Origin of the sequence: Amycolatopsis jejuensis (assembly GCF_000717335.1) — a bacterium.
GTDB classification, from domain to species: domain Bacteria; phylum Actinomycetota; class Actinomycetes; order Mycobacteriales; family Pseudonocardiaceae; genus Amycolatopsis; species Amycolatopsis jejuensis.
Genome location: NZ_JNYZ01000004.1, coordinates 290,122 through 317,032, shown reverse-complemented (window position 1 = coordinate 317,032; position 26,911 = coordinate 290,122). Strand labels below are relative to the sequence as shown.

Below are 26,911 nucleotides of genomic sequence, written 5' to 3'. Positions count from 1 at the left end.
TTCATGCATGACATCGCTGGGCGGTCCGGTCCGGATATCCCTGAGCATCAGCAGCTGAGCAAGCTCGGTGACGAGAAGCTCGCGGACCTGTTGCACGGAAGCCGCGAGGACCGGGTCGCCGCGATCTACGAAGCGATCCGTCGCTACGAGGGGAAATCCCTGCGCTGGACTCAGATCGACGCGGCACACGCCATGGCTGAAGGCAAGGTTGTCAATATGCGCACGGGCGAGGGGAAGTCGTTGGTATTCCTCGTCGCCGCTGTGGAGGCTGCGCTCGACCCCAGTCATGACGGTGGGTATGTGGTCACGACCCGGAGCAACCTTGCCGACCGCGAGTTCGAGCGCTACAACGCCCTGCTGGGGAAGTTCGGAATCGACGTCCACCGGATGAACCAGGACGGCTTGACGCCATCGCCGAAGCCAGGAAAGCCGACAATCTACGTGGGAACGATGGCCGACATCCATTTCTCCTACCTGAAGAACAAGCGGATCCCGGGGCAGAACGAGGAGGGCTCGCTCAAGTTCTTCATGGCCATCGACGAAATCGATGAGGCGCTTTTCTATGCGAACACCGACTACATCCTCAGTGACGGAGCCGACAAATTTGCGCCGCCCGAGGTCGCACAGCAGGTCAAATGGGCCAAGAATTTCATTGACAACCATTACGCGAGCAGGAAGCTGTCCGACTCGGACATCGGCCGCGGCCGTGGGAACGAGGATCGGCGTGCGGGGCTCACGCCGGAGGGTATCAAGAAGGCAGAAAGCCTGGCGGGTAAGCCGCTGACTGCCGACGAGATCAAGCGACTGAACCGAGCTATCGAGGCACGCTGGGAATTCCACGAAGACACCCACTACGACGTGGGCGACCGGATCCGGATCATCGATCCGACCACGCACGAACCCCTTTTCGATCCACGGACTTCGTCCGAGAGCCGATGGAACGACGGGCTGGCGCAGGCGATTGAGGCCAAGCACAATCTCCCGATCCGCAGCGATCCGGACACCAGTCACAGCATCACCCCGAGGGAGCTCTTCGAAACCGGCCAATTCAGCGCTATTGTCGGTGCCTCGGGAACTGCGCTCGGCAAGAACGAACACTTTGCCAGCCTCGGTCTGTCGCACGATATTGTCGACATGCCGCCATATTACGAATCCCAGTTGAAGATCACGGAGTACTTCTCCAAGAATACTGAGGATAAACTCGAGCAGATCGCCAAAGATGCCGCTGCCGCGGCGCATGGAGAAAACTCGCGTCCGCAGTTGATCCTTGCCACCGACAACAAGTACGTGAAGATGATCAGTAAACTCCTCGGCGACAATGGGTTCGAGCATACCGCGATTGACGCAAAATGGCTTATCAACAAAGGTGTCGATCGTGATACCGCCTTCAATGAGGTGATGGAGCACGCCGGCGAAACGGGCAAGGTCACGGTCGTCAACATGCAGGGGGCGCGAGGTGTTGATATCGAGATAGCGGTGGCGAAATGGACTGCCGGTGGTGGCGACGTCCGGACCACCGGGCACTCGAACATCTCGAAAGACATCGACGTCCAGGCCGAAAGCCGAATGGGCCGCAACGGTGCTCCCGGCTCGGCGTACTACTACTCCTCGCCTGAGGACCACCTCTTCAGTCAAGCTCGAGGGGATGGCCCGAAGCAGGCGATCATCAAGTACACCGACGCGGTGAACAATCACGAGTCCAAACCGGACACCTCGACTCGGAAAGCGCTGGCGGAAGCGGAGCAGGGGTTGAAGGACCTCATCCCGCAGCTGCAAGCCGCGGCCGGAGAACGCATCGGTGCCCAGAGGTCGCCCGAACAGTGGGCAAACGCGCCGCCTGGTACGACTGCGGGCATCAGAGACGGTTCGTCGGAGCACGAGCCGCACCCGCCGCCGGCTTCGGAGCACAGTGGACTGCCGGAGTCCACTGTGGACTTGGATCGGCCGGGTACGGCGCATTCGGGCGAGCAGGACCGACCGGGAGAGCGGCCTGGGTTCCAGCACGATTCCACGAACCACGAAGGCTCTTCGCCCGGGCAGGAACACCTCCCGCAACCCGATTCCGTCACGTCTGAGCAGTCCGGGGAGCGGGTATCCGACAGCGGGCAGGTGCGCTCGTCCGGGTTGTCTCCTGATGAGCGGGAGTCGTTGTATCATGACGTCCGTCGTGAGGTTTTCGATTTCATCAAGGGGCCGGTTGGCGAGGGTCGAGCGCGGGAGATCGCGAATGATCTCGTTGATCGGGACGAGGTTGCCGATCGGTACCACGCTGTTCCGTCGTCGGATCGCAGGCATCTTCGCGCGGCTGCGGTGGCGATCGCCCAGGATCTGGTGGCGCAGGAACGGGCCGGCTTGCCCGGTGGCGCGCCGGGCACTGGTGACCACGACGGGCAGTCACCCGTTGAACAGGACGACCACGGTACGTCGTCGGTGGCGGGTCAGCCGTCGTCGGTGACGGCTGGTCCGCAGCGGAGTCCGGTGCGGCTGGGCGATGTCCTGCCGCGTTCGGAGTGGTGGCGGCTGTATCTGGATCCGCGGCATCATGCTGCGGCGCAGCAGCAGTTTCCGGACGATCCGGGTTCTTACTACGACCACGACAAGTCTCCGGGCTTCAAAGCGAGCATGGAGCATGCCTTCGAGCAATTCTTGGAGAATCAGGCTGGTGAGCGCCTGACGTCGGCGGCATATCAGGACATGCATGCAGCGGCGACGAAGTTCCTGACGGCGGATCCGAAGTGGTCGGCGCAGACGTCGTTCCCGATTCGTGCTGCGGAACCGGCTGCCGATCTGTTGACCGAGCAGATCGGTGGACGGCCACTGCATTTCTATGCGGGTGACATGTCGCGCACATTCACACCGGAGGAGCGGTCGGCGATTACCTTTTCGTCGACCTTGAAGTATGACAACCTGGCGATCTGGACCAATTATCAGGCTGGTGATGCACCAAGGATCGTCGACCACGTCTTCGATCGGTTCTATGACCTGATGCAGTCGGCCCATTCTGACCGGGACCGGTTGCAGGCAATTGCCACGACGGTTCGTGCGTTGCACGTGATCCATCCGTTCGAAGACGGTAACCGGCGGCTGAACGTACACCTTTTGCTGCCGCGGCTGATGCTGGAGTCCGGGTTCAAACCGGTGATCTTCGAGGACATGGACCTGCTGTTCCAGGGTGGTCGTTCGGTCGACGATATTGTTGGTGCGCTGGAGCGGGGTCAATCCCTTGAGCTGACCGATGACCGGATTGCAGCGAGCCGGCCGGAGTTCGAGAACCGCCCGGACATCGCGTCGGTTCCGGCGCGAGGCGACGGCGCTGGGCAGCGTAGGCAGGGCGGTATCGAGCCGGCGAATCCGGTTGAGCCCGAGTTCTTCGAGAGCCCGACGTCGGAGCACGGCGGTTTCGATTTTGCGGTTGACCCGCCGGTGTTCGAGAGCCCCGTTTCGGAGCGTGGCGGGTTCGATTTCAGCGGCGAACCGGAGTTGTTCGAGAGCCCGACCTCGGAGCACGGTGGGTTTGATTTTGCGGTTGGGCCGCCGGTGTCCCGGAGCCCAGGCCCTGAAGGCGAAGGAACGGAGTCGCAGCGTGAGGAAACTGGCGAGGCATTCCCGGGCCCAGACCGTGGTGAACGAGCCGGTGACGGCGTTTCGACGTCGGGTCCGCAGGCGTCGGTAACGCAGGCGGCGTCGCTCGCAACGGGCGGGCGGGGCGACGCCGGGAATGGTTCCGTCCCGCAGCACCGGACCGCGCCTGCGAGCGAGGTTGCCATCGGGCCGGAGCAGGTCGCGGCTGCCCCAGCCGGTAATGACGGCGGCCGGCAGCAACCATCCGTGCACCAAGGAGAGGGAGCCGGTCGACCGCAGCCGCAGCGAGCACCGCAGGACCGCATTCGCCGGCGCGATCGCTTGACCTCGATGATCCGCGGCTTCGTGGGAAGAGCTCCGGCCGCGGAGAAGGCTGGACGTCCTGCGCCGGTGCCGGTGCATCAGCAGCAAGCAGAGCCGGGGCGACCCAGGCCGTCGCTGAACGATCAGTTCTTCCGCCAGGGCCTGGTTACTGCGCTGGGGAAGTACGGGCTTTCAGCGGGTCGAGTGAACGAAGTCCTGGCGGATCACAACCGCGTGACTGCTGCCATCGATGCATTGAACCAGGGTGACCTGCAGAATTCGGTTCGCGCGGCGAACGCTGCTGCGCACCTCTTGGTCAGCAATGGCCAGCGGCCGGGCCTTCCCGGCGGCGCGCCTCAGGAACGACCGGGCGAGACCGGCATCCGGCAAGCGGAATCTGGTTCCGGCGTGGATCGCCAGACAACCGAACCAGTGCACCCGGTCCCCGGATCAGGTACGGATTCGAACCATCCGGCGCACGACATGGAACGGGCGCAGAGCGGGCAGGATCCGGTTGTGGATGAGCCGCTGCGTGGGGGCTCCCCAGATACCCGGGACGAGTCGTCGGTTGCCCGCAGCGCGCAGGAGCCGGTACGGCCTGAGGCCGTACCGGATTCGTCCGAGCGTCAGGACATCGTCCGTGGTATGGGCATCGGACTTGACTCCGAACGTGGCGCGCATGCAGTGCGGGAGAGCAGTGCAAATGCGGCGTCGTCTGTGCGGGGCAAGGTGCGACCTCGTCCCTTCACCGAAGACGAGAGGGCGGCCGTCGATGCCGCGTTGCAACATTATGCTCCGATCCTCGGTGACCGGCGGGCGAATTCCAGTCGGTCCGGCGCCGAGCAGGAGGTGCAGCACATCGGCGCGGTGACTGCAGGTGTCGAAAACGGCAAGATTTCGTACCTCATGGGTGGCGAGTACCTCGGTTCGCACAAAATGGTGAACCTGTACTCGCCTGCCGTGCTGAGCAAGGAGTTCGGCGGCGGCCGGCGCGGACTTGAGGGCCTGCTGACCCATGAGCTGTCCCACGGTTTGCTCAAGTATGCCTTGGGCGACTATACGAAGCAGGTCGGCAGCTGGAATGACGACGGCACGCCGAGGCGCAGTTCCGAGGCCGAACCACCGACTGATCCGAAGGTACGTAGCGCAGAGGCCGATTTCAAGGCGTCGATCAAGTCCCACTTGCTGGATCAGGACAGGCTGGCCGTTAACGCGCCGCGGCGGGCGGAGTTCGTCCGGCAATTGGAGGCGGCGCACCCGGAGGTGTTTGCGAGGCAGGGCCCGACGGAGCTGTCGGGTCCTCGGTCGGTGCGGATTTTCAATGCCTTCAAGGGCCACCAGACTGCTTTCAATGAACACACCGGCTACTGGCACGTCGATGGTTATCCGTCGTTCGCAGGTGAGCGTCCGATCACGCGCTACGGAGCGGAGAATCCGAACGAGGACATGGCTGAGACAGCCAAGTACTACTTCCTCGACCCGGACCGGCTCCGTGCGCAAGCACCGCTGCGGGCGGCCTTCTTCGATCAGCTGGTCTCGGACTGGACGTCATCTCGCGACGGAGAAGCCCGAGATGAAAGGGGGTACTCCGCCGCGGAAGAACTCGTCCACGATCTTCAGCTGGCGTCTGCCGGGCATGCACCCGCGCCGGTGGCTGCGCCGTTGCTCGGGCCGGACCTCTTCGGGCTCTACCAAGCGCCGGAATCGCCTGCGTTCGGGCAGGATCACTCCGGGCTGACCGCCGGGCAGGGCGTCGCGCTGCTGGACCGCTTGGATCTCTCCGCGGGCTACGACCTCGGGTTCGACAGTCTCGATCCGGCCAGCCTGCCGGACAACCGCGACCACACCATCGAGAAGGAACGCGACGACGAACAGCTTTCCGCATGGGCGCCCGGCGATGTCCCGCCACTGCCGAAGGTCACGTCGACCCCGCGCATGATGCATGCCATCTGGCTCGGCGGGCCGTTGCGCAACGAAGGCGCCATGACCGGGTTCTGGAAGAACTTCGGGGACGCGGCCACCCGGGAGGCAGGCAACGCGGTTCCGGTGCTGTGGACCGATGTCCCCCGCTGGCAGACCGATCTGGTGTTCACCACGAAACCGCCGGAGACAGGGCCGGACCCGCTGCACGACGTGCGGGAATTCGTGGCATGGGCGCGCAACCACGGCATCCGGCTGGTCAACGTGAACGAGGTGTTCACCGGCAGCCACCCGATGCAGTTGCAGGAGCAGTACCTGTCCGAGGTGGGCAAGCTCGCCGGTCCGGGTTACGCCGCGGCGAGTGACATCCTGCGCATGGAGATCTTGCACCGGTTCGGCGGGTTGTACACCGACGGTGACAACAAGGTGCACAGTCTCGGCGACCTCTTCCGGGCCGCCGGGTCCGCCGAGGGATATTCCACCCACCGCATCGGAAACCAGGTCGCCAACTCGGCTTTCGCGATGGCCAAGGGACATCCGTTCGCGCAGGCGTATCTCGACCAGCTGAAGGAGAACTACCTCAAGACGCAAAAGGAGCTGATTCCGGAGAAAGTCAACGCGCTCGGACAGCGGTTCTTCCAGACCCCGCTCGGTCGTGTGCATCGCAACTCGATCATGCTGCGCACCGGTCCGCAGGTACTGGACCAGACCGCGCGGCGTATCGGGCTGTCGTCCATGCTCGAGCTGCCGGGCATGAACGACATCCAGCAGGCCAGCGACGGCAGCTGGCTGAAACCTCCGGTCGGCGGAGAGGCGGCGCCGCCCGCCGACCGGGCGCGGACGCTGGAAATCACCAAGCACGTGGTGCAGACCCTGGTGCGTGGCTTGCACAACCGGGAGGGCGACCTGCACCTCACCGCGGTCGAGACGGCGGTGCGGCGGCATCCCGAGCCGGATCTCGTGTGGCACGCGGCGCTGTCGTACCTCGCGGCGGACCCGGCGCTGGCCGGGATGGTGCACACGGTCACCGCCCAGCACACCTACACCGGCAATGAACACCGGGTGCAGCTGCCACCGGAAGCACAGGCCCTGCTCGACATTGATCCCGAAGGCGTGCGCTACCACCTCGGCGAGGTCCAGCATCGGGCGACGCTGCGCACACCGGCAGCCATGCCGAGGACCGGCCAGGAAGCGCTGCAGGGGTCCGGTCTCCAGCGTCCGGCTCATGGCCAGCGTTCCCTGTCGGCTGCCAACGGCGACGGCGACACCCCGCAGAGCACGGAAGGCGAGGTTCGAGGTCGCCCATCGGACGGGAAAACCTCCGAATCGCACGAACTGCTCGAGCGTGGGCTCCCGGCGCCGAAGGCTTCTCGCCCCGGCACGACTACGTATGCTGACCGCAGCGTTGACCTGCAGGGGACCGGCCAGGCGCAGTCTGACAGTCAGGGCGGAGATCGGACCGGTTACTGGGAGACCCGTGGCGGCGACGCGACGTTGCCGGGTGGGCGGGGCGCCCCGGCCGAGCAGGGCAGTCCGGCTGCGCAGCCCGATACGGGTGGGTATGGGGCGCCTGTCGCGCAGAGTGGTCCGCTTGCGGAGACCGACTCCGGTGCGCAGAAGGACCCTGTTGGGCAGACGAGCCCTGTTGCACAGACCACACCGGCTGCGCAGACGGCACCGGGTGCGCAGACGAGCCCGGCTGCTGCGCAGACGACACCGGGTGCACAGACCACACCGGCTGCACCGGCCAACCCGAATACCCACGGCACTCCCGGCACTCCCGGCACGCGGGGATCCCGCCCACCGACGCGGGTCCGCTTCGCCTCGAGCGAGGCGGAGAGCAGCGCGCAGGGTGCCCGCCGGACACGCCCCACAACCGCCCCAGCGACTACGCCCACAACAACCCCGGCAGCCACACCCACAACAGCGCCTGCAACGACGCCAACAACAGCGCCTGCAACGACGCCAACAACAGCGCCCGCAACAGCCCCGGCAACCGCGTCCACAACCGCTCACCCAGGTGCCACCCCGCCAGGCAGCCCGGCCCAGCCCGCACAACCCGAGCCCACCCGGCCCAACCTGCCCGACTACCTGGCCGACAGCCGGGCCAACGGGCCTGCCGAGCAGGTCGGTCCGGCGGAGTCCGTTCCCGATCTCGTGCCGCATCTGCGCAACATGAAGTCGCGGGTGAAGGAGTGGACCGGGATCGACCGGGTGCAGCAGCACATGACCCATCAGGTCGGCGGTTTGCTCGGCAACGGCAAGGACTTCCTGATCCACGGGGACGGACGGCCGTACGAGCTGCGGGTCAAGGCGCAGTACGACTGGAGCCGGATGTCCGTCCGTGACGGGGACGGTACGTCGTCTCTCGAGGCGAAGGGCGGCGTCGACCGGACGCTGGGCTCCTCGGACAAGAGTTCCCGTCTCCGGTCGATCACCACGCCGGTCTTCTATGCCTTCATTCCGCCGTTCATCGCCTTCGCGAACCTGACCATTCCGTACGGCCCGAGCGTGACCCACGAAAGCGCGCGCACGTCCGAGCTTTCCGACGCCCTCACGATGGGAATCAGCAACGGCAAGCAGATCCAGGTCCCGGTCGTCTATTCGTTCACGCTGAAGACCCCCAAGGGGAACACCCGGATCGGCATCCTCCCGCAGGCCGAGCGGACGGGCTCGGTCGACCTCGTGGTGCCGACCGGTCTTGCGCACCAGGAGTCGGCCGGGGCGCAGATCATGCGGGCCTTCCCGGATGGCCCGCCGCGCGACACTCCCGCTGCCTTGACCGACCGCGGGATCCGGCCGTTGCCAGCTGCCCCGCCGCGGCGGACTGCGGTCGAGGAGGTCACGATCGACACCGGCCGGGGCCCCGAGCTCTACGACCAGGTGGCCGACCGCCTCGGCAAGCGCTTCCGCAAGGCGATGCGGATCGGCGGGGACGGCAGGCAGGCGCTGCGGGACTTCCTCAGCCCGGAAAACATCAAAGCCCAGCTGCCGAAGATGACGGCCTACGGCGAGCACGAGGGCTGGATCCGGTCGCCGCAGCTGACCAAGGGGCGCGGGTTCGAGTTCCGGCCGCGGATCACGCAGATCGAGATGCGGGCGGTGCCGCGCTGGGTGCGGGTCGATCCGGAGGTGCGCCCGGATGCCTCGATGACCACGACCGACCAGCGGATGTTCACGTCGGCCGACCAGAGCGGAGCCTCGCGCAAGTACGGCGGCTCGGTCTATGTCGGGACCGGCATGCTGGGTACGCCGACCCTGTCGATCGGCCCGACCGGCGAGTTCAGTGCGGCCCGCGGTACAACACAGGAGCACATCGGTGAACACACCGTCGAGAGCGCGGTCAAGTCCAAACAGGACGCGGTCCGCTACGAGATGGTCTACGACCTCGAGGTCCGCCCTGTCGGGCAGCAAGGACGGCGGCTGGACGGCCTGGTCACCGCGAAACAGTGGACGGACGCGACCAGCGCCACCGCCAGCGGGCTGAAGCCGGGGCCGCAGCGGGAGTTCCGGAGCGGCAACGACCGTACGCACTTCCTTCCTCCGGAAGGCGAGCGCGGGGAGGTCGTCCTCGGCCAGTTCGAGCGGTTCTCCGGCGGAGACTGGTTCTACCAAGCGCTGGCACCGGCGCTGGCCGCGGTTCCGATGCGGACCTGGCCGTTCACCGGCAAGCCGATGCGCACCGGCCTGCTGCTGAGCACCGGGGAGTTCGTCGCCCAGTTCGACAACCCGGAGCTGGCCAAGGGAATCTCGGGCAAGTTCGCCGAGGCACTGACCCTCGGCGGCACGCTCCGGGACGCGTTGTCGAACGAGGAGCTGCGCCTGCTGTCGGACCGGATGCTCGGCCCGGGTCTCGACGTCACGTTGCGCCGCTCCGGATTCGGCCACGACTACGAGACGACGATCACCCTGCGGGGCGGACTGGTCGACATCCGCGACGGCGACCTGGTGCCCGCCAAGGACGCCACCACGACGAACACGGCGAAGGACGACGCGCACGGCTCCCAGAATCGGAGCCACGACAAGGAGTCCGCCGCCGGAATTTTCATGTGGCTGACGAACCTCAACCCCGCCATGGTGCGCGCGGTTCTGAACGGTACGTGGAGCAGGGGCCGGGCGACGAAGATCGAAGGGGCCACCGCGGTCGGCAACACCCGTACTCAAGGCGGGAGCCTGACCTCGACGGGTGACCTCGCCGACCGGCCGATGCGAGAGTTCAGCGGCACCTTCCGGGTCACCGCGCAGGTCGCCGCCACCCGGCGGCTCAACGAGGGGTTCCGCAAGCGTTCCTTAGGTCGCTGGGGCCGCCACGCCCCGCCACAGCAGGAGAACGTCGTGGCGCCGGTCCGGACGGAATGGCCGGTCAAGCTCCAGGTGCCGGAAAGCTATGTCACCACCACCGATACCCGGCACGCCCCGCCGCCGGCGATCCCGCGGTTGTGGCGGCCCCTCGGCAATCCGCTGCCCCCGGGCCGGTTGACCAGGCCTTCGCACACCTATGACGGCATCGAGCTGGCCACCCACCTGCCGGCCACCGATTCGCTGCGCCAGCATGCCCTCGACCTGCTTTTCGACGGCTCCGGCCGTGACCCGGTCTTCCGGTCGGGAGTGAAGAACGGACCCGCGAAGTTCCTGAAGGACTGGTTCGCCCAGGAGACGTCCGGCGGACGGCGGGTGTTCGACGGGCCGTCCGTCGCCGATGTCCCCACCTACGGCCGCCGCCGCGCCGATGTCGCGTCCACCGTCGGGGTGATGTACCACCCGAGGCTGGCTTCCGGCCAAGTGACCGCGAAGGAGTACGAGGCGGCCACGCGCGAGCTGAGCGGCTCGTCGAAGGTGACGCACACCAAGAGCCGCGGGTTCGTGGTCAGCGCGGCCGTGCACATCCGGGCGATGCTGTCGGGCAACGGGCACAACGCCAAGCCCGGCACGATCGTCGACGGCGTCGGCGGTCGTGGCCGGTTGATGGGCGTACTCGGATTCAGCAAGAAGTGGGGCACGAACAAGACCCGCGCGATGGAGGCCGGCGAGACCGTCACGACGACCGGGCACCCGGAAGGCAAGCACCTGGTCCGGCTCCGGATCGGCGTGACGATGACCGCGTCGGTCCAGTCTCGGGGAAACCTGGACTTCAACATCACCGCGGCGAAAGCGCCGACGGTCCGCGGCCGCCACGGCGACCTGCCCGGCACCCACCTCGCCTGGGTCACCGACGACCAGCTTCGCGAGCTGCAGCGCGATCGGGAGCAGCGGCGGCCTGGTGCCAGGCAGGCACCCGCGATTCTCGCTCCGACCCGCCCGGCGCCGCCGGTTCCGGTCCCCGGCCGGGCCATCACGGCCCCGGCGAGCCTCGACCCGGTCGAAACACACCGGCCGTCGCTCGGATTGGGTGATGCCAGGGGCCAGTTCGACCTGACCGACCAGATCGACGCGTTGCGCGCCCAGCTCGGCGACCTTGCCGACCGGCTGCTGCCCCAGGACCGGCTGGAGCAGCCGCACGACAACCGCCGCGAGATGGTCCGGTTCCTCTCCGAGGTCAGCAGCGCGATGAACGGCAAGCTCAACGGGGGTGCGATCGCCCCGCTGCGGCTCGAGGACCGCGCGACCGGCAAGTCGTACTACCTCAGTGCGGATGTCGCGCTCACGGCGACGCCGACCTTCAAGGGGATCGAGCACGTCGGCTCGCTCAAGGCGACCAACAGCGTGTCCTTCACGACGTCGAGGTCCGACATCCGGGAGACCACCCCGCTGACCCCCGAAGTCCAGGTCCAAGGGCTGTTCACGCACAAGGACGAGAAGGTCGTCGTCGCGGCCGGGAACTCGGTGGTCATCAACCGGGGGGTCGGCAAGCGCACCCATACGAGTTCGGAAGAGCACCAGGTCGTTGCCGAGCAGAGCGGGGAGACGTCCGGGCCGGTGGCGGCGTACAACGCCGAGGCGAACGTCTCACTGGAGATCAGCCGGCACGGTCTTCCGGTCGCGCACGTGAACGTCCAGCGGCCGTTGGTGATCCGCGCACTGCCGGAAGCGACCCTGCCCGACCGGCGGTCCGCGCGGTACGGCGCGACGGCACCGCCGGTACTGCGCACCGATCCCGCGCTGACCCCGGAGGAACTCGGGACCTGGCGCACCCCGCGTCGCCCCGCGGCCGAACCCACGCCGGTCCCCGGCCAGCCTGCCGCGGACCTGGCCCTCGGGAAGTACTGGGCGGAGCATTTCTTCGGTGACATCACGGTCTTGCGAGACGCAGCGGAAGCCGCCCTCGTCGATTCCGGTGTCCGCCTGACCCCGGAGCTGAAGGCCGCCGTGCGTGCCGAGATCACCCCGGCACACGTACTGGCCGGGCTGGAATTCGCGCGGTCGGGGGAGCTCACGATCCCGCTGCCGTTCGGGTTCAACCGGAAGCTGGAAATGCACGTGCGCCTCCCCGGCGACTGGGTGTTCGCGGGCAGCAGCGGCACGGTGAAGGTCGACGGCAAGCGCGAAAGCAGCGACACCGCCACGACCGAAACCGTGGCCGGCGACAAGCTGTCCATCAGCGTGACCCCGGACCAGTGGACCGACAAGCGGGGCCCGGCGCTGCCCTACAAGGACTACACCGCGGGTGCGGAGGTCGGGAAGACTGTCTTCAAGCAGGGCGGCTCACCGGAGCGGACCGCGTCGGCCACCCAGCACGAAGACAAGTTCACCGACAAGGCCGTCGCCGACCCGGCGGCGCGCGACCAGAACCTCACGCGCACCCTGCTCACCGATGCGGATTTCCGTTTCGTGGCAAGGGAGAAGTCGCCGCGATGGTTCCGGGCGCCCCGCGTCGGCGGCCGGGAGGTCCGGACCCGTGACTCGTACCTGGTCCGCCTGCAGGAGGACCACGCCCGCGAGGTGACCGGGCACAGCCTGCCGGAGTCGCTGAAGGCGGCCACCAAGGAACTCGCGGATCGGGGCAAGGCGTGGGATGCCGCGGTACGAAGCCAGTTCGCCCGTTGGGAGGTATACGAAAAGGCCAAGCATGCGGTGGACGAGGACGTGCGCCAGTCGGGAGCAGGCACGGGATCGGCCATCGCCCGCGGCAAGGCGCCGGTTTCGGATCGGCACGATGCCCTTCTCCAGGAGCGCTGGCACGCCGGGAACAACTGGAACCGGGCGATTGCCGAAACCGAGAAGGCTGCGGCGGCGTGGTGGGAGGCATTGCGGGCGCATCAGCAGGAGGTCGCGGCTGAGCAGGCGAGGGATGCCCAGCGGCGTCAGCCACGTCCGCCTGCTCCTGGACCGGCGGTGGCGCCTGCTCAGCCGGTGGCGCCGGTGGTGCCGGTGGCGCCTGTGGCACAGACTCCGGGGACGCGCGACGACCAGACACAACAGGCACCCGCCCCCACCGAGCCCGCGCCGACCGGCAATGCGCTGGCCGACGCAGTCGACCAAGCCCAGCGGGACATCGACAATCACGACCGGCAGTCCGCTCCGGAGATCCAGAAGCTCACGGACGGCCGGACGGCGGTGCAGACCCGCATCGATGCGCTGGTCGATCAGCAGCAGCGCCAGCAACATCAGCAGAGGGTGCTGGAGGAGCGGTACGAAGACGCGATCCGGGGAGCTGGCGACGCGTCGGCAGTCCGGCACACGATCCGCCGCGCACAGGCGGAAATCGCCGAGACCGAACGGCAACTGCAGCAGGAACGAGCGACGGCGGACCGGCTGTCCGCGGCGGAACAGGGATATTCGGCCCGGCGGGACACGCTGGTCCAGGCACACGCGGATGCACAGCGGAAGGTCACCGAGGCGGGAGATGCGGTCCGCCCGGATCCGGCGGCGACGGCGCAGGCGAGGGCTGATGATCAGCGCCAGGTCCAGGACCCGAACCGGAACCAGGGCGCGCCGGCTGTACAGCAGGCGCCGCAGACGGAGCCGGACGGAAACGGGCAGCGGCCGGCTCCGGGCGACCGCGTGGGCGGGCGGCTGCGCGCCGATCGGCCGGACACTGCTCCGGTGGTCAGGTCCGAGCCGTCCTCGAATGCCGGCCAACGTTCGGATTCCCCGCTCGCGCAGTCCGCTGTGCCCGATGCCGGGCAACCGGAGCGGCGCACCTTGGCACCGGAAGAGGTTCCGGACGCGTTCCAGCGTGGCCCGGGATGGCAGCCAACCCTCGACTCGATCGCCGAGACTCCGGAAGCCGGGAACCCTCATCAGCAGCCCCAGGGTGCCGGCCGGCCGGAGCTCCGGGATTCCAGTGACCGCCGTGGTGAGATGCCCGGGCTGGACCGGAGTCAGGGCGAGCGGCAGCCGCGGCGAGCACGGTTGTCCCGCGCATTGCGGTCCCTGACCGGGGAACGGGCGGTGCCGCAGCAGCGGCCGGCACTACACCTCGACGACTTCGAGTGGATGGCGTTCAGCTATCCGGAAGGAACACCGAAGGCGATCGCCTTCCCGAACAGCGCGGAGGATCGCGACCACCGGGAGGCAGCACATCAGCTTTCTCCCGATGAAGGATACGACCATTACGCCGTTGTTTCCGGGCCGAACCGGCAGTTCGTCGGCAGCAGCGGGGTGCCGTGGTCCGGCAGGCAGATTTCGGTCGACCTGCATTCGGACGGGCGGACGTTCGGGTTGTGGCACAAGGCTTCCGGTACGGTCAGGCGGTTGTCGCCTGCGGAGGCGGCGCAGATGATCCATGCGACCGGGATCCTGTCGGGCCCTGGACGGTACGCATCGCTGCTGCTGGTCAGTTGCAGTGCCGCCACCGGGTATTTCGGCAGCCGGATCGACACCCTCGCCGGCCGGGCCGGGACCAAGACGGCTGCGGACCTGTTGGTGGACGAGCTGCGTGCGCTCGGCTACCGCGGGCGGGCTTTCGCACCGACCACCCGGATCGCGACGTCTCGGATCTCCTCCGGGCTGACCGTGATCGACAACGGCGAAATCGTCGAGGTCGGTACGCCCGCGCCCGCTCCTCCGTGGTCGGCGTCCGCTGCGAACACCGGCAGCCGGCCGACGTTCGCGCAGCCGATGCTGGGCTCCCGCACTTCCAGCCTCTCGCCCGGAGACGAGCCGAAGCCGTGGCCCGTCGGGCCGCAGCTGACCGAGACTCAGCAGAATGCGGTGCGGTTGGCGGCCGAGCGCGGAGCAGCCAACCACGAACGCGACCGAGCAGCCGCGGCGAAGCGGATCGCCGAGCTGAACCGCACGGCCGGAACCCGTTATCCGGTCGATGATCCGAAGCTGCTGGACAGCATCCTGGAAGCTGCGCATCTCAACCTGAGCACGATGAACATCGTGCGCAACCTGGACTTCGTCCGGCCTCCGGCCGCTGCCAAGCCGGTTCCCGGCACGCGGTCCCCCGGCGGAGCCGAGCATCTGACCGCCCACGACCGGTTCCCGACCTTCTGGGAGTCCGGATACAGCACCGGCACGCCGTTGCGGAGCGGCCGCGGCTGGGTCGAGGAACGAATGGGCTACGGTGCGACCCTCAACCGCATCAGCGGCAACTCGGCCGATCGGTACGACGGTTCTGGCGATTTCGAGCCGATCGCCCCGGCCGAGATGCCTGCCTACGCCGCACTGAACTCCAAGCTGCAGCGTGGTGGCACGTACAGCTATGGATCGAGCGCGGTGTACCTCAAGCCGGAAGTGCGCGAGCGGGCCACGTTCACCCCGGGCGACAGCGCAGGCGACGGACCGCATGGCGTCGAGTCGGTCACTGACAGCTCGCACCTGTACGGGCTGCTGGCGCACGGGCACCCGGACAACGTCCGGCTCGCGCTCGGCGGCGTGACCGGATTCCGCTACGACCCGGGGATGGCCCGTGACATCAAGGCCGACGGGTACTCCGCGATCGGCCGCTACTTCGAAGTCCAGCTGCACGGCGGCCTTTCCTGGAATGACATCGCGCGCATCGTGGTCAACTACGGTGACCTCTGGAACTCGGCGAAGAACATGACCCTGGCCGAGGCCGAGGGCATGGTCGCGTACCTGAGCGCACATCGGGACGAAAAGGGTTACGACTTCACCGTCGAGCTCGGCGAGGAGATCGGCCGGCCCGGCGGGATGGATGCGCTGGAGGCGGATCGCGCGCTGGGCTTGTTCGGCGCGGACACCTTCGGCCCGGTGGAGCAGCGCACCTTGGCCGAGATCGACCGGCTGGCGAACACCCGGCCGTACCCGGCGCGGGCCACCCGGCAGGAAACCCTTGACCTTGCCGCCCGGTTCGGGTTCGACGTTGCTGATCCGGACTCGGCGTTTGCGCAGTTGTGGCAGACGGCGCACCAGGCGGTGGGGTCAGGGACCGAGCTGAAGGTTCCCACCGAGCCGTCGGCGCCGCGGCTTCCGGCCGGTTCCGCTGCCGATCATCACAGCCTCGCCTCGTTCGACGGCGAGCCGGAGCGATCCACCGTGGAGGACCCGGGCGCAGCGGGCCGGGGTGAACCGGAATTCGCGGGTCACGACAGTTCCTCGCGTGGACAGGATCATGACTCCGGCTCCCGGGAGCACGTGGTGGCCCCGGGACACACCGGCCATTCGGCCGACTTGTCCCGTCCGGAAAGGCCGGACGGCCCGGGCGGTTCGCAGGCGCCGCCCGAGCCCGGCTCGACCGCAGGCGTCCCCGGAGCCGGCCGGAACCTGGGCGAGCAGCCGGTTTCCGGCACCACCCAGCCGACGTCATCGGCGGCCGGTGACCGCCGTGGTGGAACGAGTGAGCCGGGGCCTGATCCGGGTGGCCGGCAGCCGGGCCGGGCACGGCTGTCTCAGGCACTGCGGTCCCTGACCGAACCGGCGAAGAACTCGCCAGCGGGTGCAGATCTCGCAGGGCAGGCCCGGTCGTCGTCGAAGGAAGGCAAGGCCGAAGACCAGGCTGCTGAGGTGCCGATCCGGCCGCAGCAGCCTGCGCTCGCCTCGAATGGGACCGCTCACAACGACACGCCTGAGTCGAACCAGTCCGATCCGGCAGCGGATCTGCACCAGCCGGATGCCGGTGAGCCGCGCCGGGTGACAATGGGTGATCTGCCGGGCACGGCCGTCGGCAACGGGGCCGGCCTTACTTCACAGAACATCGATATCGTCGGGCTCAAGGACAGCAGAAACGGCAAGGTGATCGGGGCCGGCTTTCCCCGGAACGCGGACGAACGCGATGTCTTGGTGATGGCATTCGAGTCGGGGGCCGACGTCGCGGTCGAGAAACTGTTCGGCGTGCTACCCGGCCGATACCGGGTGGCCGCTGCGCATCTGGACGGCGACGGCAAGTTCACCGTGCGGGAGAAGATGGGTCCGCTGCACAAGGTTACGGCCGAGAAGCTGGCGAGCTTGTTGCCTCCGTGGCCGGGCAATCCGGCCTTGTTGTGGTTGAGCTGTGCGTTGGGAACTCCGGAGCAGGCTCCGATTGCCGGCCGGCTGCACGACCTGCTGCAGGACCGGTTCGGTTCCCAGCTTGCCCCCCACGGCCGCCCGGAGCTGTTCGAGTCCGGGGGAGTGCGCTTGCTCGGCGATCGGCGGATCACCCAGCTGGATGGTTCCGGCTCGGCCTTCCCGCACAGCACCACCGCCGGGGTCCACGAGGGGCGGAGCGTCCAGCTCGACGGCGATCAGCGGGCAGCTCTACTTGCCGAGCTCCACGCAATCGTGCCGGAAATCCACCGGCGTCTGGAGGTACTGCCCGAGCACTCGATGGCCGAGGTGCGTCAGCAGGTGGCTGCTTGGCCCGATGCAGTTGATCGTGGTGTGTTCGCCGGTATGGAGACGAACGGTCTCCGCAGTTTCCGCGACCAGGCTGTGGGGCTGGCGTCCCTGCTGGGGCAGGCGGCAGATTTGCGGGTGGTCCTCGGAAACATCCAGCGCAACTTGGCGGCATTGCCGGAGAGCGCCCTGCCGATGGAGCGCGGTCAAGCGGCGGCATGGTCGAATGACGTGCAGCGCGCCGAGTTCGCCAAGGTGAACCCGGATCAGATGCGCAACTTCCAGCAAGCCGCGCACCGGCTGGACAACCACGTCAAGGCAATCCGGCTACAGTACGTCGAGCAGCTCCATCAGCAAGCCGTCCAGCGGCTCCGCGACGGCTTTGGTGGCCTGATGGTGTTCCACCGCAACGGAATTCCGGGCGGGGTCACGTCGAGCCCGGAAACGCAGCTTGGCTTCGAAGTCGAGTTCGTGCTGCCGGATGAGGATGACGAGTCCCGCGCAAGCGGCGCGGACACACCGGAGCAGACGGGTTTCCACCAGGTCGTCAACCAACTCGGCATGGACCTTGCGGCGCAAGGTCACTTGAATTGGGAGGACGGTGACTGGCTCATGCTCGCGCACTCCGAGGACGTACTCGAGGCCAATGCGGCGGGCAAATGGGCGATGGTAGCCGAGGCAGAGGACGAATCGGTCGAGCTGATCAGCCCGATCCTGCGGCCGGGGCAGGATCCGCAGGCGTGGGCCAAGGTCGACGATGTACTGACGGCTGTGGTGAATGCCGACGGAGATCCTTCCTCCATGGGCGGGCACATCCACGCCAGCCTCACGACGCCGTTGTCACCAAAGGAGTACGCGCGCCTCGCGCAGCTGAACAAGGCGTACGAATCGATCCTTTTCCACCTCGGCAACCATCCCGATGACGAGAATCAGCGGAGCCTGACCTGGATCGGCCCGAACCCCTTCCCTCTTGATCCGGGTGCGGTTGCGTCGGTTCGCGACGTGCGGAAACTCAGTGGCGAAAAGTTCAATGCACTGAATTTTCGTTACGTCAAGGGTTCGCGCAGCGACCGGGTCGAGTTCCGGTTCTGGGCGTCCAGCCTGGATCCGGGAGTCTGGCAGGCACATGCGGAAGTGACCGCGGCGATGCTGGTGGCGGCGCGGGATCGCTCGATCTGGCCCCGGCTGGATGCGCTGGTGGCAGAACCAAGGCTGGTGGGCAAGCCCGGTCGTGCGGAACTGTCTGACCTGGTCGAGCTCTTCGAGCTCCTGCCCCTGAGCGAGGGGGCCCAACACCAGATCGTCGAACTGTTCGCCAGGACCAGGCCGTGGGCTGATACCGGACATGCTGATCCCCATTTCCGGGCGCAGGCAATGGAGTTTCACGGCGGCGTTTTCTTTCCCCCCGCGCGCCACACGGTTGGCGATGCGGTCCAGATGGCGCGTAGCCTACGCGCGTTCCCTGGCGTTGACGTGATCAAGGCCAGCTTGGAGCAGGGTGGTGACCGGATCGAACTGTGGAACGGCGACAAGATCGGCGGCCACGAATTTGGTGGCAATCTGAGTTACTTCGGGGTGAAGGGTGCTCGGCCGATGGTGCTCTCGGTTTCCCGAGTAGCCGGAGCCACCTGGTTCGAAGACTTCGTCGCGGGCTTCAGCAACGCTGTGGTGGCGCCCGCGTCGGCGGACGCCTACGTCATCAACCGCCCCGACGGGGGTCTGATCGTGGCGCGCATGATGCACCGGCCCGATGGCTCCATCGGCTTCGTGGCGGATCCAGCGGGCTGGGCGCAGTACCGGTACGGGCGCGAGCCGGTAATGACCGGACAGGCCGACCTTGGGCACGCGCTGGCCGCGCTGGGCGTCGGTGCGGTGCGTACCGGGGAAGAATCCCCGGGCGATCAGGATGGAACCGGAGAAACTACACCGGATGAGGGAGACTTCCCGTTCGCCGAATGGATCCATTCGGCGCCGGGCACCCCGGCTCGCTTGGTAGCGCCGTCGGAGCAGAATGTATCGCCGCGCGAGGCATCCGGGCCTGGGCCGGTTGCGCCGCGTACCGTGGTCATGGGAGACGAGCAGGAGTCGGCGCTGAACGACGCCGACGAGTCTGGCGCCGCGTTGAGTGGCGGTGCTGCCGATGCCGCGCGTACGTCGCCTCCGGCGCAGTCGCCCGGCGGACCACGGCCACTGCTCGATCCGGAGATGACCGGTCTGGCGCCGGCCCCAAGGGGTGCCGACAACGCTGACGACAGCATGGCGGAACCACCTGGTTCCGTTGCCCGGCAACCGATCCCGCTGCCGGTCATTGATCAGCCGGTGCGGCCGCCCGAGGCGCGGCTGTTTCCGCCGGATCCCATGGAGCACCGGTTCGCAGCGGACCTCAGTAGTCACGACCGCCCTCGGATGACCCCGGAGGATCAGGAAGGGCTCCGGGAGATCGCCGAGCGTATTGCCGAGGAGGTCGAGCATCGGGTCCGGCGCGCGCAGGAGATGCCCGACATCCGGCTGTATCTCCTCGCCACCCAGCAGCGGCTGACGCAGCGTGGCCCTGAGATCTTCGCGGCGCTCGAGAACACGATCCGCGGCGCGATCCGGAACCGGGGGCTCGATCCTGATGTGCTCCCGCTGACCTTCGACCGCATCGCCGCCCGGGCCAGCTCCAGGTCCGGCGATGCTGCCTCGGTCACCATCGCGGTGCACCAGGCACCGCGCCACTCCCCGCAGAGCTACGAAGCGAGGACGTCGCTGGACCTGGCTTTCGCGGATGATCAAAGCTTCCTTCCCGTGGCCGCACGCCAGCGGCTGGGATGGATGATCGGCGGCTACCTTCGGCGGTTGCAGGCCGACCGCACACCCGATGAGCAGCCACGGCTCGTCCTCGACCTCCGTTCGCGTGGGATGGAGACGCCGAGCCTGGCGAACGAAATCACGGCTGTGGTGAGCGAAGCGGTGCGGGCCGCGCTGCCGTCGGGCTCCGACCGGACAGCCGAACAGGTCATCGCTGACCACATCCGGTTCCACCCGCGGCGTACGGTCGGCAACGGGGCGCTCTTCGTCGATGTCACCGGTGCGGAGCCGGTGCTCACCCCCGCGTCCGCGGCCACCTTGGCGCGGATCGGCACCCGGAACGACGACGAGGTCCGTTCCCAGTCCGGCCGGATCGCCCTGGACCGGTCCGGGACGGTGACCGGCGGTGAGCCGGACCGGTTCCGGCAAGCCGCCGACGAGCTGGCGACCGAAGTCCATGCCCGCGTGCGAAACGGCCGGCAGATGCCGGATGTGCGGTTACACGTCGACGTGCCCGCCCTGCCGGCCCACGGCGTACGCACGGATCTGCACCAGCGGCTGGAAGGCGAGGTGCGAAGGGCGATCGCCGACCGAGGTCCGGTGCCGGACGACCTGACCTTCACCTACTTGCAGCATCGGATCGCGCGCGGCGGATCAGTCGCCCTCCGGTTCGGCACGCACGAGACGCCGCACCAGGGAGCCGAGGGCATTCGCGCGGCGACGCAGCTGACCGAGTTCTACCTGTCGGGCCTCCCTGCCCTGTCCGCGGCGGCCGGGCAGCGGATCACCTGGCTGGCCGAGGGCTTCACCCGCCGGTTGCTGGCGGACCCGGCAGGCCACGACGAGGTACTGCACGCCCGGGTGGTGAACCCGACTGCTTACTGGGCCGGCGAGCGGGCGCAGGAAGTCCGCACGTTCGTCCGGGACGGGGTCGCCCGGGCACTCGCCGGACAGGAGAACCCGGCCGGGCTCACCGTCGACGACGTCGTGGCACGCGGAGTGCGGTTCCATTCCCTCGTCGGCTCCGCGCGGACGGGTGCCGCCGTGGTGTTCGACGTGGAGACCACCGCTCCTGCCGGCAGCTCCGATCAGGTGGTGGAGTCTCGGCCGGAGGCCGTCGCGCCAGCCGATGGTTCTGCGCAGGCGGTCGAGCCTCGGCCGGTAGCGAACGAACGCCGGCCCATGATCGCCCTGCCGTCGGCTGCCCGATCGGCTCCGGTTCAACGGCGGGGACAGCCGGCCACCGCCCGGCGGGTCGAGCCGCTGCCGCGGGCGGAGTCCTCTCGGGTCGGCAAACGGACCGATGATGCCTTCGACACCTGGTCGGGCGAGCTGCTTGCGGCGGAGCCGGTCGCGCTCGCCGGCGACGCTCCGGCAAGGCTGGAGCAGTTCGCCGCCGACCTCGCTCGCGAGGTGCACGGCCGCATCGCCGACGGCGACGCTCTGCCGGACGTGCGGTTGACCTTGCGCAGCCCTGCCGTCATGAGTGACGGCGACGCGCCACGAACTGCAGAGCATCGCCTGGTGGAAGACGCTCTTCGCCGTGCGCTCGTGGCGCAGGGAGGGGTGCCGGATGGGCTGCCGTTCACGGTGATCACCCAGCGCGTGACGCCCGCCGAGAGGAGCAGCGTGCAGGTCACCGCGCACGAGGCGCCGGAGGGCAGTGGCACGCTGCGGACGCCCGGGTATCCCACGAGGCTTACCGAGTTCTTCCTGCCGCACTTCATGGTGTTTTCCTCTGCGGCGCGGCAGCGCATCCGGCACCTGGTCGAGGACTTCACCCGCCAGTTGCTGGCGAACCCGGAACTCGGCGGGACCCTGGCTGTTGGGGTCGTTCAGCCAACCGCAATGAACGCCGACCAGCGCGTGGCCGAGGTCGAGGAGCTGATCCGGCAGTCCATCGCTGCTGTCCGCGCCGGACCCGACGAACCGATGGCGCCTTCGGCCGACGAGATCATGCGGGACTCCTTCCGGCTCAAGGTCTTCACCAGCGTCCATGCACGGTCCGCAGTGATGCTGGATGTGGCCTGGCCCGGCCGGCCGGAGCCGGAGCCCGCAGACTCCCGGGCCGCGCCGGCCACTCCGCAGCCTGCGCTGGACGGCGAGAATGCCACCACTCCGGTGCCGGAGGAAGGCCAGGGCGCGCACGCAGACGAATTCGAGCCGAAGGTGACCGCGGCATTCCACACCCTGAACCCGGGCGTGTCGCGGCTGTTCGGCGACGACAAGACCAAGATCGAGGAATACGGCCGCAAGCTGGCACTGGAGATCGCGCGACTGGCTGCGGATGCCGAGCTGCCGGATATCCGGATCACCGTGCGGACAACGCGGTCTCCCGATGCCCGGCCGGTCCTGCAGGGGAGGGACCGGCAGCTGCGGAGGGTGCTGCCGACGACCCGGGAGCGGACGACGGCCTACCTGACCGACCTGCTGCACAACGGGATGCGGGCCGGTGGCGCCGACGACGCGACCGTGGCTCGGGTCCCGATCACCTGGACCTGGCGTCAGGCGAGCACCGGGGAAGAAGGCACGGTGGCGGTCGAGGCGCACCGGCCGTACGGCCGCTCCCCGGAGGACTACCGGAACTCCCGCGACCTGAGCCTGGGCTTCCTGCCCGGCAAGCTCACCGGGGTGTCCGTGGCTGCCGAACGGCGGCTGACCTGGGTCCTGGAAGGATTTGTGCGGCGCTTCCTCGCGGCCTCGACCGGTACGCGTCCGACGCTGAACATCGGCTACGTTCGCCGGGGCCATCCCGTAGTGGAGGTCGGCCGGACGGTCGAGGTACTCGTGCATCGCCTGCTGGACAACGCGTGGCGGACGGCGCCGCGGAGGCAGTACTCCGGTCCGTCGAAGGAGACTTTGCTCGAGCACGTGAAGATCGCCGAGGCCCGGGAGTCCCGGAGTGGCATCCGGCTGACTGAGGTTTCGCCGGTCGGGGAAAGCACGTCCGAGGTCCGGCCCGGACTCGAATCGATCCACGTGGTCGAGCAGGACGCGACCCACGTCGTTGAGCACGACGCGACCCACGTCGTTGAGCACGACGCGACTCACGTGGTCGAGCAGGATGCGACCCACGTCGTTGAGCACGACGCGACTCACGTGGTCGAGCAGGATGCGACCCACGTCGTTGAGCACGACGCGACCCACGTCGTTGAGCACGACGCGACTCACGTGGTCGAGCAGGATGCGACCGGCGTGGTCGAGCAGGACGACGAGCGCGATTCGTTGTTCGACGGCCCGCTTTCGTCCGACGACGAGATGGTCGATGCGCCGGAAAACGAGACGGTTGCCGCATTCGCCGGCGAGGAAGCCCTTCCCCCGGCGGGCGAATCCGTTCAGCTGCCCGACGTGTTCGATGTTCCCGCCGCCCCGCACCCGGCGCTGCTGTTCGACGATCCGATGAGCCCGTTCGGCCGCCAGGTCATAGCGGACCTCATGGGCGTGCCGCGGGACATCGAGCAGCTCGCCGATACCGCCGACGTCATGGACACCGAATCCCGCCCCGGGACCGTGTCCGAGCTCGACGACGACGCGATCGACGAGATGATGAACGATCTGATCGACTTCGAGGGCGGTCAGGGTGCCGAGCGGACGGAGGCCGGTTCGGCTCAGGGGTCGTCCCCGCAGTCCCCGGTGGATTCCGGGGAAATGGGGACCGTCCCGCTCGACTGGATGGTCTCCCCGATCGACCTGGCGGATCTCGAGCAGGTGCTCATCGACCTGGGAGAGCCCGATGAGTTCGTTCCCGGCCAGGGTGCGCAGGATCAGCCTGCGGACGTCGATGCGCCGGAGCCGCCCTGGCTCGACACCGGCGACGCCGATCTCGCTGCTGTCGATGGCCACGAAGCCGATGAGGTGGCGCGGAGCGAAACGTCGGCGTCCTCCGAACCCGGGACCGGCGAATCCGTCGTGGCCCGGCAGCAGCTCGCCGAGGCCGAGCCGGTGGCGAGCGGGGAGTTCATTCGTGCCAACGGGCCGGTCCTCTCCGCCGCTGACCGCGCTGCGCTCGGCCAGGCCGCCGCGCGGGTCGCCGAGCTGACGCGGCGAGGGCACACCGAGTTCGACTTCCAGCTCATGGTGCACGGCCCGGCGAACCGGATGGCCGGTACGCACGTGCGGATGGCCCGGGCGATCGGACGTGGCTTCGGTGCCGCGCTGGATGCCCGTCTGGGCCGGGGTGGGTTCCCCGTGCAGTCCGCTGCCGACCTGACCGTGCACGGCTCGCGTGAGGCGCGCCCGGACGCGCCGAGCAGCGACTACGGCAAGTGGGAGCTGCGAATCCAGCCGACGCGGCCGGATGACTGGGACAGCCTCTACGACGCCACTCCGGAGCCGGAACGCCGGCGCAGTCCCGCGGTGGGATCGGAAGTATCCGCGCGCGCCGTCGTTCCGTCACAGTCACCCGAGGCACAGCAAGCCGAGTCGCAGCACGCGCCCGCTGCGGACCACGAGGCCGAACGTCGTGCGCGACTGGTCGGCAGCCAGGCGTTGGCGGGCGGGCAGTTCGCCGATCCGCTGCACCCGGAGCTCACTCCGGACGACGTCGCGGCACTCGAGGCGGTTGCCGTCCGGATCACGGATCTGGTCGGGCAAGGACACACGTCGGTGGACGCCCTTCTCACCTTGCACGGGCCGGGAACGGATCGCCATCACGCGGCGTCGATGGGGATCGGTACCGCGTTGCGCGCGGCGGTCGACCGGATCCTGGGTGAGGGCAACCTGCCGTTGCGGAGCGTCGACGATCTGAGCTGGCACATTGCCCACCAGGTCGTGGAAGGCAGCTCGGTCGCCGACCTGGGCAGGTGGGAGCTGCGGGTGCAGCCCACCCAGCCGGCGCAGGCCTCGGCGGCGTACCGGCAGACCTCGGTGGACCGGGCAGGGGAGGACGCTTGGTGGCGGCGGGAAAACGAGCGCCGGAACGAGCAGCAGGCGCAGGAACGGACTCGGCAGGCGCGGAACGAGCGGGAGCGGGCCGCGCAGGAGCGAGCCGAACAGACGCGGGCGGCCCGGGCTGACCGGATCCGGCGGATGCAGGCCCAGCAGGCCGAGGTCCGGGAGGAAGACTGGTGGCGGCGGGACAGGGAGCGTCGCCACCAGCAGGCGGCGGAGCAGGCCGAGCGGGAGCGGCTCGAGCGGGCGCAGGCGGAGGAGCGCGTCCGGCGGCAGGAGAGGGAACGTCGGGCCCAAGCGGAGGCGGCACGCCGGGCCGAGGCTGAGCGTCGGGCGGAAGCGGTACGTCTGGCGGATGCCGAGCGCCGGGCCGAGGCCATGCGTCTGGCGGAAGCGGCACGCCGCGCGGAGGCCGTGCGCCACGCGGCCGAGCGTCAGGCGGCGGCACGTCAGGTGGAGGCGGAGCGTCGGGCGGCAGCGGCACGTCAGGCGGAGGCCGAGCGTCAAGCGGCGGAGGAGCGTCAGGCGGAGGCCGAGCGTCAGGCGGCGACTGTTGCCCCGGTAGCTGCCCCGGCGTTCGAGCCTCGGCCCCCGGTGCGGCACGCGAGCGGCCGGTTCACCGACCCCGGCCGACCGGTCATGTCCGATGTGGACCGTGCGGCGCTCGTGGCGGCGGCGCGGGAGATCGTCAGGCAGGCGACGGCATTGGCGGATACCACGAGGGAGGGTCTCGACCTGCGGATCGGTCTGCGGGTGAGCCCGAGCCGGATGGCCGATGCCCGGTTCGAGGCGATGTCGGACGTCCTGCGGGCGGAGGTACGGCGCGCGCAGGCGCTGGCAACGTCCAGCCGGGTTCCGGAGTGGGAGCCGACCGTCGACCGGCTTCGGGGTGACCGGAACACCAACGGTGCCTGGGAACTGCACCTGCACGACAGCCCGCGCCGGACGATCGACTCCTACCGTGCGCAAGCCGATTTCGAGGCCAGGGGCTCCGGCCTCAGCCTGACAGTGGCCGATCGCAACCGCATCGCGTGGATGGCCGAAGGATTCGTCGACGCGGCAGTGCGCGCCACCGGTCCGTTGCCGCGGTTCGAAATGTCGGTCGATGTGTTCCGGCACTCGTCGGCCATGCCCGGGTCCGCTGACGTCGGGCCGTACCGGCAGATGGTCGAAGCCGCGGTCCGCTCCCGGCTGGCTCAGTACCCGGCGGGTTCGGTCCCCCTCTCGGTCAACGAGGTGCTCGCCCGGGTGCACGTGGGCGCGCGCGAATCCGAAAACGCGCACGACAACAGGCTCGGGTTCGTGGAGGTGCACGTCGAGCGGTAGCGGGCCGAGACAGGACCGTTCGGGCCGGACGCGAGCCGCGGCGTGACCCTGGACCAGCCGGGTGCCGCTTGCCGATCTCGTTCCGGCGTCGCGGATCGAACTGTCCGAAGTGGACTTCGTACCGCTGCTAGACGAGACGGGGCAAGGTCGACGGCGTGTTCTTCCCGGCTCCAGGTGAGGCCGGGGGCCGGCCCGCCCGGGCGATTCACGGTGGCCATGCACCACGACGAGAAGGGCTTCACCGCGCCCGGTGGGAAAAGATCGTCCGGTCGAAGATCCGGCTGTTCGGCGCTAGTGAGATCTCCACCAGCAACCACGTGACAGGCAACCGCGGAATCAACTACGGGGGCTTCTACACCGAGGTGAGGTCGGAGGGGAAGCCTGCCCCGCGGTCATGCTGGCCGAGCTGGCGGCGAGCCGGATCGAACCGGTGACGGTC

General features: G+C 68.4%; 1 protein-coding gene. It reads left to right on the top strand.

Translation table 11 applies throughout. The features are described from left to right. The first annotated feature begins 3 nt into the window (after positions 1 to 3). Positions 4 to 26,472, top strand: a complete 26,469-nt coding sequence (locus OO71_RS06135) for a preprotein translocase subunit SecA (RefSeq protein WP_425388656.1) — start codon at positions 4 to 6, stop codon at positions 26,470 to 26,472. The last annotated feature ends 439 nt before the right edge of the window (positions 26,473 to 26,911 follow it).

Excerpts from the sequence above, each read along its gene's own strand:
- OO71_RS06135 (WP_425388656.1), top strand. The coding sequence starts at position 4 with ATGCATGACATCGCTGGGCGGTCCGGTCCGGATATCCCTGAGCATCAG.